Source organism: Methylorubrum podarium, assembly GCF_022179745.1.
Classification (GTDB): domain Bacteria; phylum Pseudomonadota; class Alphaproteobacteria; order Rhizobiales; family Beijerinckiaceae; genus Methylobacterium; species Methylobacterium podarium.
The window spans coordinates 1-5,492 of record NZ_BPRD01000167.1; the positions used below are offsets into that span (position 1 = coordinate 1).

General features: G+C 70.4%; 6 protein-coding genes and 1 tRNA gene. 2 read left to right on the forward strand and 5 right to left on the reverse strand.

What is annotated here, in order from left to right; translation table 11 throughout:
- The first annotated feature begins 175 nt into the window (after positions 1-175).
- A complete protein-coding gene (locus MFF42_RS08865) occupies positions 176-967 on the forward strand; it encodes a TSUP family transporter (protein WP_238255406.1) in 792 nt (263 codons plus the stop codon).
- A 28-nt stretch (positions 968-995) separates the two neighbouring features.
- Here the strand turns inward: MFF42_RS08865 and MFF42_RS08870 are convergent, their stop codons facing one another.
- Both MFF42_RS08870 and MFF42_RS08875 read right to left on the reverse strand, forming a co-directional pair.
- Positions 996-2,042 carry a MaoC family dehydratase gene (locus MFF42_RS08870; RefSeq protein ID WP_238255407.1) on the reverse strand — a complete coding sequence of 349 codons (1,047 nt, stop codon included), beginning with the start codon at positions 2,040-2,042 and terminating at the stop codon, positions 996-998.
- A gap of 199 nt (positions 2,043-2,241) precedes the next feature.
- Positions 2,242-2,532 (reverse strand): YggT family protein, encoded by a 291-nt coding sequence (locus MFF42_RS08875; RefSeq protein ID WP_238255408.1) that lies wholly within the window; start codon positions 2,530-2,532, stop codon positions 2,242-2,244.
- Positions 2,533-2,654: 122 nt separating this feature from the next.
- Here MFF42_RS08875 and MFF42_RS08880 point away from each other — a divergent pair.
- Positions 2,655-2,730 (forward strand) — tRNA-Ala (locus tag MFF42_RS08880).
- A 294-nt stretch (positions 2,731-3,024) separates the two neighbouring features.
- On the opposite strand, the gene MFF42_RS08885 is transcribed toward MFF42_RS08880, so the two are convergent.
- The 3 genes from MFF42_RS08885 to MFF42_RS08895 all read right to left on the reverse strand — a co-directional run bounded on the left by MFF42_RS08885 (position 3,025) and on the right by MFF42_RS08895 (position 5,331).
- On the reverse strand, positions 3,025-3,654 hold the full coding sequence (locus MFF42_RS08885) for an FRG domain-containing protein (RefSeq protein ID WP_003604313.1): 630 nt from the start codon (positions 3,652-3,654) through the stop codon (positions 3,025-3,027).
- Between the two features lie 172 nt (positions 3,655-3,826).
- Positions 3,827-5,014: a carbohydrate kinase family protein gene (locus MFF42_RS08890; RefSeq protein ID WP_012455858.1), complete on the reverse strand. Its 1,188-nt coding sequence runs from the start codon at positions 5,012-5,014 to the stop codon at positions 3,827-3,829.
- The gene (locus tag MFF42_RS08895; RefSeq protein ID WP_017484369.1) at positions 5,011-5,331 is read right to left on the reverse strand and encodes a hypothetical protein; all 321 of its coding nucleotides are present in this window, start codon (positions 5,329-5,331) and stop codon (positions 5,011-5,013) included. The genes MFF42_RS08890 and MFF42_RS08895 overlap by 4 nt, the downstream gene beginning before the upstream one ends.
- Positions 5,332-5,492: the final 161 nt, after the last annotated feature.

The window sequence follows — 5,492 nt, forward strand, 5'->3', positions numbered from 1 at the left end:
CGCGCGGAGCGTGCCGCCGCCTGAAGGCTTGCCCAGATTGGGCAGTCGTGATCATGGATTCGAAAGGACGAGTCCTTTCGCGGGTGCAGGGCAGAGCCCTGCGAATCGGCTCCGCCGACGTCAGGGCGCCGCCCTGACAACCCGCCAAAGGGTCTGAGGCCCTTTGGGATCCCCGATGAGTGTTGAGCTTGAGACGGTCGCGGGCCTGTTCGGCGTGGCCGTGGTGGCGGGTGCCATCGATGCCATCGCCGGCGGCGGCGGGCTGATGACCCTGCCGGCCCTGCTGCTCGCCGGGCTCGACCCCGTGAGCGCCATCGCCACCAACAAGCTCCAGGGCAGCGCCGGCTCGGTCTCGGCCACGATCGCCTTCGCCCGGCGCGGCCTGATCCGCTGGCGCGAGGCCGCCCCCGCCGCGCTCGGCGCCGGCCTCGCCTCGATCGCGGGCGCGCTCTGCGTCAGCTTGCTGCCGCGCCCGGTCCTCGACGCCCTGGTGCCGCTGATGCTCGTGGGCATCGCGCTCTACTTCGCCACGGCGCGGCGGATGAGCAACGAGGACGCGGCGGCGCGCATCACCCCCGGCTTGTTCGCCGTGACCCTGGCGCCGGCCGTGGGCTTCTACGACGGCGTGTTCGGGCCGGGCGCCGGCTCCTTCTACATGATCGGCTTCGTCACCCTGCTGGGGCTCGGCGTGGTGCGCGCCACCGCCCACACCAAGCTCTCGAACGCCGCGAGCAATGTCGGAAGCCTCGCCCTGTTCACGCTCCAGGGCGCGGTGATCTGGCCGGTGGGACTCGCCATGGCGGTCGGCGCCTTCCTCGGCGCCCAGGTCGGCTCGGCGCTGGCCGTGCGCCTCGGCGCCCGGCTGATCCGGCCGCTCCTCGTCGTGATCGCCTGCGCGATGGCGCTCCGCCTCCTGTCGAACCCGGCCAACCCGTTGCGTCAGGCCGTGGCCGGGCTCTTTTCTTAGTCAAGTCAGCCGTTTACGGGCCGACGTTTCAACGCGGGATGAAGGCCCAGTAATCGAGATCCAGGATCACCGACGGGTCGTAGCCCTCGCCCTGCCTGTCCGGATAGGCAGTGCAGGGCTGGTTCTTGGCCGCCACCGTGCGCAGGCGCAGCGCGCCGACATCGCTGCGGCCGGGGAGTTCGGCGGTCTCCAGCACCTCGGACCACGCGTAGACCGTGTCGCCCGCAAACAGCGGCGCGACGTGGCGGCCGGCATTGATGCCGCCGATGGCAAACGCGTTGGCGAGGCCGTTGAAGCTCAGGGCGCGGGCGAGCGAGATGACGTGGCCGCCATAGATCAGGCGCTTGCCGAACTTGGTCTCCCGCGTCGCCACCGCGTCGAAATGGACCTTGGCGGTGTTCTGGAACAGGCGCGTGGCGATCTGGTGCTCGGCCTCCTCGACGGTCATGCCGTCGACGTGGTCGATCTTCTCGCCGACCGCGTAATCGCCGAAGCGGTGCGGGCTGCCGGCCAGCGCGTCGTCGTAGGCCGCCGGATCGAGCGGGGGCAGGGCACCCGCGAGGTCGGCCGGGTTCACGACCTTGGCGAGCTGGGGCACGTGCTCCTCGGCGATCTTCGCTTCGGGGTCGCGCTTGCGCACGAGAACCCAGCGGCAATAGCTCAGCACGGTCCGGCCCGAGGAATCGGAGCCGGTGGAGCGCACGTAGACCACGCCGGTCTGGCGGTTGGAGCTCTCCTTCAGGCCGATCACCTCGGAGACGGTGGAGAGCGTCTCGCCGGGATAGACCGGGCGGTGGAAGCCGCCCTCGGCGTAGCCGAGATTGGCCAGGGCGTTGAGGGAGATGTCCGGCACGGTCTTGCCGAACACGACGTGGAAGGTGAGTAGGTCGTCCAGCGGGCTCGCCGGGTAGCCGATCGCCTTGGCGAAGGCGTCCGAGGACTGGACGGCGAAGCGCGGGCCGTAGAGGGCGGTGTAGAGCGCCACGTCGCCCGTGGTGACGGTGCGGGGCGTGGCGTGGCGGATGGTCTCCCCGAGGCGGAAATCCTCGAAGAAGCGGCCGGGATTGGTCTTCATGGCGCGCGCGTCGCTCCCTGTGCGGCTCTTGCTGGCCGAGCGGGGCCCCGCCTTGAATACGATATTCAGAACGAGGCCCTAAACTTCTGACATTGCATCGGCTTTTCGGCCGAGCCGACGCCCGACCGCCTTAGCAACCAGCCCGGCGCCCGCGCAATGCCGCGCTTTGCGCGGGGGAGACGTCGCGCCGGGAACGGGGTCAGAAGGCGAGCTGGATGTAGAGGTCGGTGATGAGCTTCTGCACGAACAGCAGCAGCAGGATCAGGATGATCGGCGAGATGTCGACGCCCCCGAGATTGGGCAGCAGGTTGCGGATCGGCCGCAGCGCCGGCTCGGTGACGCGGTAGAGGAATTCGCCGATCTGCGAGACGATCGGGTTGCGCACGTTGACCACGTTGAAGGCCACGAGCCAGCTCAGCACGGCGCTCGCGACGAGGACGTAGATGTAGAGCTGGATGATGGTGGTGATGAGCCAGAGCAGGGCGTTCATGCGGGGGGTATCGGTCCTCGTCGCCCCAAACGCGCGCCGGCGCGGGATGCGCGGGGCGCGGGCGGGAAAATTCCGGAATTGACAGCTCGAAGCGGACAAGCCTACAAGGCCCTCGCCTCGACGGGGCTGTAGCTCAGATGGGAGAGCGCCGCAATCGCACTGCGGAGGTCAGGGGTTCGAATCCCCTCAGCTCCACCACCGACTTTCGCTTGAAAATTGGTGTGTGGCATCAAGGACTTGGGGAGTGGCAGCTCCCGGATAAATCCCAATTCCTCCCACGCTTCCGTTTCGCTAAATCCCAGGCGTGGTCCGGTTTTCGACAGGATATCCACACCACCCCCGCGCAGCTACGGGGGCAACCCTTGCTGTGCCTGACCCACGCCGTGCGCGTTGGTAGAGGGCGCGCCGGCCGGTGAATATCGAAGCCTGCACCGGCTTGGCGGGACCGCCGTCGTCCGGACCGGATGATCCAGGGATTCCGAGCGGCGGGGGCTACAAGGCCGCGCCGAGCCCGATTCGGAGGCGGTACTGCCACGTCAGCGAGAGGCAGACGCCTTCGAGGCTGGCCCAGATGTGGGCCGCATCCACGCCGAGCTGGAACAGGTTGCGCTGGAAGACCGCGCGGGTGTCCCGCGGGATCTCGAAGCTGTTCTCCGCCATGCCGGGCGGCGTCCACGCCGAGGCCGGATCGGGGTGGGCCGAGAACAGGCCCTTCTGGCTCGCGATGCGGGGCGCCAGGGCGGAGGGCAGCAGGAAGCCGACCTCGGCGATCTCGAAGGGGCCGGGACCCCGCTCGGGGTCGATCATGGAACTGCCGCCGAGCGGATGCGCGTACACGATGGCGTCCTCGTTCGCGGGCTGGCTGGCAACGGCGAAGAAGCAGGCGATGAGCGGATTGGTCGTCCAGTCGAGCAAGCGGGTCGGGAGACCGTAATGCTGACCCAGCGCCAGCCAGTCCCAATCCGTCGCCCCGGGCATCGCGACGTGCAGCCTGGCCTCGCGCTTGAAATCCTGGAACAGTTGCCGTTCGTGGCGCGGGTCGAACTCGGCGCCCCGGCCGGCGCTGGGCTTGCACTCGAAGGCCTTCGACGCGCAGCCGCGGAACACCCATCGTGAGTTCATGCGTGCCGCCAGGAAGGCGTGGAACGCCTGCCAGCGCTCCTGCGCCGGCCCGCCCTCTCCATCGCCGGACCCCGATGGTCCGGACGGGGACGGCGTGCGATCAGGCGCCCGCAGGCGCGCCGGAGCGGGTGGAAACCGTGGCGGCCTCAACGGGTGCCCTCCCGGCCGCCGATCACCGCAGGCATGCCACACACGTCCGGTAGAGCGCCGTGGCGAGATCGTGCGTCACCTCGCAGCCGCTTCCCGAGAACATCGTCAAATCCCCGCCGGAGGCCGTCTCGGCGAGCAGCACCACCGGCATGCCGTTGGCTTGCGCGTAGCCGACGTGAAGGTTCGTCCCGAGGTCGGCGACGTCGCCCAGGGCTAGGAGGGCTGAATGGGGCACGCGAGGCCGGGGCGGCCAATTCGCTCGCGTGGGTGAGCGGGGGCCGTCGTCCGCAAACGCCGTCTCCGTCCTGAACCCGAGCGCGTCGAGGTAAGCGGCCGCCTCGTCGAAGAGCCATCTTTGGGCCATGGTCCGGCGCGGTCCGGACAGGTAGACCCGGCAACCCGACGCGGGGCGCCCGGGCACCGCCTCCATCCCTTCGAGCTCGTCCGGCGGAGGCAGCGGCAACCGAGCCCCGTCGTTGAACCACGCCACGCAGCGGGACGCGAGGTCGGCCGCCCCCACGGCGTCGAAGCCACGCTCGCCCCAATAATGCGCGAAGGCCGCGCAGAAGACGTCGCCGGCCCCGATCCTGAACCAGCGGCGGGCGGCGTACGCCGGCACCGGGATGCCGGGGGCGTCGCCCCGGTACACCGTGGCACCGCCGAATGCGTGGCGCGACACGACGAGCGTGGCGCCCTCGCGGGCCATGACGCCGGTCGCGGCGTCGCGCGGGTCCGGGAGCGGCCCGAGCCGGACCAAGTCGGCATCCTGCACCACGTAGGCGAGTTGCTCCGTCGCCCGCGAGCCGGAACGCACGAAGGAGGACGCGGGGTCGGCGGAGCGCGGGTCGTAGACCGCCCGGCCGGCCGTGAGCCGGGCCGTGCCCTCCAGCATGCCGAACCCGAGCACGACGTCGCCGGTGACGGCCAGGTCGGCGTAGCGCCGGCCGGCCTCGGGAACCCAGCTCTTGCGAAGGGGATGCCAATACTCGAATTCGAGCCGCTCCCCGATGGCGACGATGTCCGTCTCGACCTCGAAGGCGGCCATGGTCGCCCGGAGGTCGCCGGCCGACTCGGCGTAAGCATACGTGCTCAGGCGGGTGCCCGGGGACAGCGCGCTCACCGCCATGGCGGCGCGCGCGCCCGAACCGAACAGGCCGGCCCAGGCGGGGAACGCGCAGCTCTCGAAATATGTGCCGCCGACGACGTTCACGCCTCGGCCCTCGTGACCGTAACGGTGCAGCGCGTCGCGCCGACATCCTCGATGAGGGCCTCGAACCGCACCCCCTGGTCGAGGCAGCCGAGCAGGCTCACGAGGCCGCGGAACGCGGCGAGGGCGCCGACGGTCGCCCCGTCGGCGGTGCGGCAGACTGCGGTGCTGGCGCCCGCGCCGGCCACGAGGTCCACCTCCAACACGTCTCCGGCCTGCAGGCCGCGCGTGGCGTCGCGGCGGACACCGATCAGGTCGACCGTGAAGGTCAGGTCGCACTCGTCGGACCCTGTCCGGACCTGTCCCATGCCGTACGGCATGCGGCGGCGTTTGGGTGGGAGCCCTCCGCCCATTCGTCAACCCTCCGCCCGCGCCGCGTCCGGTCGGTCCGGGGCCGCGCGGGATGCCTTCACGTCGGACCGCAGGCCGAACGACCGCAAGGTCTCGCGGATGCGAGAAGCATCGCGAGACCTTGCGGTCG